Annotated in this window: 3 protein-coding genes and 2 tRNA genes; 3 read left to right on the forward strand and 2 right to left on the reverse strand. The window is 62.2% G+C overall.

The features are described from left to right. The 3 genes from AOK16_RS25520 to AOK16_RS12200 form a co-directional block, all read left to right on the forward strand. Positions 1 to 1,344 (forward strand): RHS repeat-associated core domain-containing protein (locus AOK16_RS25520; protein WP_240483532.1); only part of this gene is annotated, 1,344 nt, incomplete at its 5' end. A gap of 118 nt (positions 1,345 to 1,462) precedes the next feature. Beyond that, entirely contained in the window at positions 1,463 to 1,912 is a 450-nt protein-coding gene (locus tag AOK16_RS27150) for a hypothetical protein (protein WP_157859183.1), read from the forward strand. Positions 1,913 to 2,203: 291 nt separating this feature from the next. Then, positions 2,204 to 2,404, forward strand: a complete 201-nt coding sequence (locus AOK16_RS12200) for a hypothetical protein (protein WP_157859184.1) — start codon at positions 2,204 to 2,206, stop codon at positions 2,402 to 2,404. Between the two features lie 89 nt (positions 2,405 to 2,493). Here AOK16_RS12200 and AOK16_RS12205 read toward each other — a convergent pair. Next, positions 2,494 to 2,567, reverse strand: a tRNA-Phe gene (locus tag AOK16_RS12205). 20 nt (positions 2,568 to 2,587) lie between these two features. Further along, positions 2,588 to 2,662: transfer RNA gene (locus AOK16_RS12210), tRNA-Asp, on the reverse strand. Positions 2,663 to 2,676: the final 14 nt, after the last annotated feature.

Here is a 2,676-nt window from a genome sequence, read left to right on the forward strand (position 1 = left end):
ACCAGTCTCGCACAGGGTGTCAGCGGCACCGACACCTCGTACACGTACGACGCAGACGGTCAGCGGCAGACCCGCACGGACGCCGCGGGCACCATGCTCTACCTCCCCGCCGGCAACGAACTCCTCTTGAAGGCCGACGGGAAGAAGGCTGGCACCCGCTACTACGAGCACAACGGAGAAACCGTCGCCGTCCGATCCGGCGGCGAAACCTCCTTCCTCATCTCTGACCACCACGGAACCGCCACCACAGCCATCAACGCGGAAACCCTGGAAACCCAGACCCGTAAGATGCTCCCCTTCGGCGAAGACCGTGGCGGCACGCAGCCCGCTTCCTGGCCCGGGGACAAGGGCTTCGTCGGAGGCACCGAAGACGCCACCGGCCTCACCCAACTCGGTGCCCGTGCCTACGACCCAGGAATCGGTCGGTTCATCTCCGTCGACCCCATGATCGACTTTGGCGAAAGCCAACGGACGAACCCCTACGCCTATGCCAACAACAACCCCGTCACCTTCGAAGACTCCGACGGTCTCTTCTTCGGCTGGGCCAAGAAGGTCTACAAGAAGGCGAAGAAGAAGGTCACCAAGGCCGTCAAAAAGGTCAAGAAGGTAGTCAAAAAGGCGGTCAAGAAGGTCAAGCGCGCCGTCAAGAAGGTGGCGAAGGTTGCCAAGCGCGTCATCAAGAAGGCGAAGCGAGTCGTCAAACGCGTCGCGAAAGCCATAGCCAAACGCGCTTACAAGGCGGTCAAGAGAACCATTAAGACCGTTAAACGGTACGCGAGTAACGTAAAGAGGGCTGCCAACGCCACGTACAAGGCAACACGATCGGCCGTTGCAAGCAGTGCACGCAAGGTGTCACCTGGAGTACGGGAGGTCAAGTCCGGCACATCCAGTGTCGGCAGGGCCATGACATCGACGGGTATGGCCCGGCATTGCGTCATACTTTGCAGACATATACATTCCCGTGCCGGTCAACCGGCCCGCCGCACTCCTGGGAAGCGCGGCCTTGACGTCATCGCCAATGAAACGCGCACCCCGCACGTTGAGCCCCTTGGCGGCTTGACCTGCTACCCTGCCAAGCTCTCCGCCAATGACGCCGAGCCCTACTCCAACGGCCGCGTTCTTGAAGTTCTGGCTCCCGAATCCCTCTCGTGCCGCGTAGACCCCAGCGCTCGCCGCGCCGGTTCCGAGCGATACGGCTCCAAGCAAGACAGCAGCTGGCGCCCCGACGCCAGTCAGCGCCAGCACTCCTGCTGCAGCACCGGTAATCGTGCTTACCTTTCCGAGTACGTCGCTGTCGGAGCGAGTACTACCGATTGGGGCAGTTGGTCTCTGGCTGACAGGTAGCGGCGAAGGCGAGGCTGCGGTGCGGGCTGAGGTGGAGTCATCGTCTGGGGTAGCTCCATCTCAGCGCGATCAATGTCAATTACCTGTAACTGGGACTGATCGGGATGGAGGCCCTCTAGTGACGGTGTATGGCAACCGTGATCGAATGCGTGGAATCGTGTTCTCTTTGATATTCCTTTCCTGGGGTTTCGTGTCGGTTACTCGAATACTACTAGGCCATTTTTCCGGCTTCTGGGATGCATTCGGAGCCAGCTGGCTCCTTTTCTCCCCGCTAGCCTTGAACGTCGTACTGGGGAAGGTGATTGTGGACGCCGAAGGTATTCACGCGTGGCGTCCCCTCGGTCGGCGTACCTACCGATGGTGTGAGATCTCGGATATCACCGTCGAAGAGAAGGTGAGCCGTGGGCATGGGGCGCACCGCATCAAGGTTCACCGCCACGGCTGCCGCCCGCGCTGGCTGCCCGCGCCATATGTGGATATCCGTGCATCTCAAGAGTGGTACCAGCAGTTCCTGGTGCAAGCTGAGGAGATCAAGGCGCAGTGGCGGGCCGCTCGCGTTGAGGAGTGAGCCCCAGCTGTGGTCCACCTGTATCGAGGGGTATGGAGCGCGGCGGGAGTAGCGGCCGTGTGCGGCCGGGCGGTGCATGTGCCCGTCACACTGCTGCCCCGCGAGGTCCCTGGCCCCAGGCTCCCAGAGTGCAAGGAATGCGCCGGCCAGGCAGCGCTCTCGCACGCCCAGCTCCACCTGCCGCGCCCCTGACCGCGGTGCTCAGAGGATCAGTGTTGCGAGGCATCAACAGCAGCGCCCCAGCACACCGCCGTCGTCATGGAGTCGAGTTTGCGGTTGCAAGATGAGTTGATGGAGCTCCTGGGCTATGCCGATGAGAGTGCCGGGATCACAGTGTCGGCACTGATCGGAGAGTTCGCTGGAGCGTACGGTGTACAGCGCATCCGCACGACGCTGAAGGAAATTGGGGCGCAGCAGGTCATATTGCAACAGTCGGGCGACCCGGCTCAGTCCAGAATCGTCTATCGGCTGCCCGAACCAAAAGTGGCGTAACCCGGCAACTGCGACTCGGCGCAACCGCCCCACGCCGTACGCCCCACTATGGAGATTGGGCACCTGAACGGCAGGTGCCCAATCGCAGGTGGCTGGGGCCGGGGTCGAACCGGCGACCTATCGCTTTTCAGGCGATCGCTCGTACCAACTGAGCTACCCAGCCACGCAGCCTGGCGGCTGCAGCGGTCCTGACGGGATTTGAACCCGCGGCCTCCACCTTGACAGGGTGGCGAGCACTCCAAACTGCTCCACAGGACCAAACATGCGCGAGC

Origin of the sequence: Streptomyces pathocidini, from assembly GCF_001418495.1 — a bacterium.
Lineage (GTDB): Bacteria > Actinomycetota > Actinomycetes > Streptomycetales > Streptomycetaceae > Streptomyces > Streptomyces pathocidini.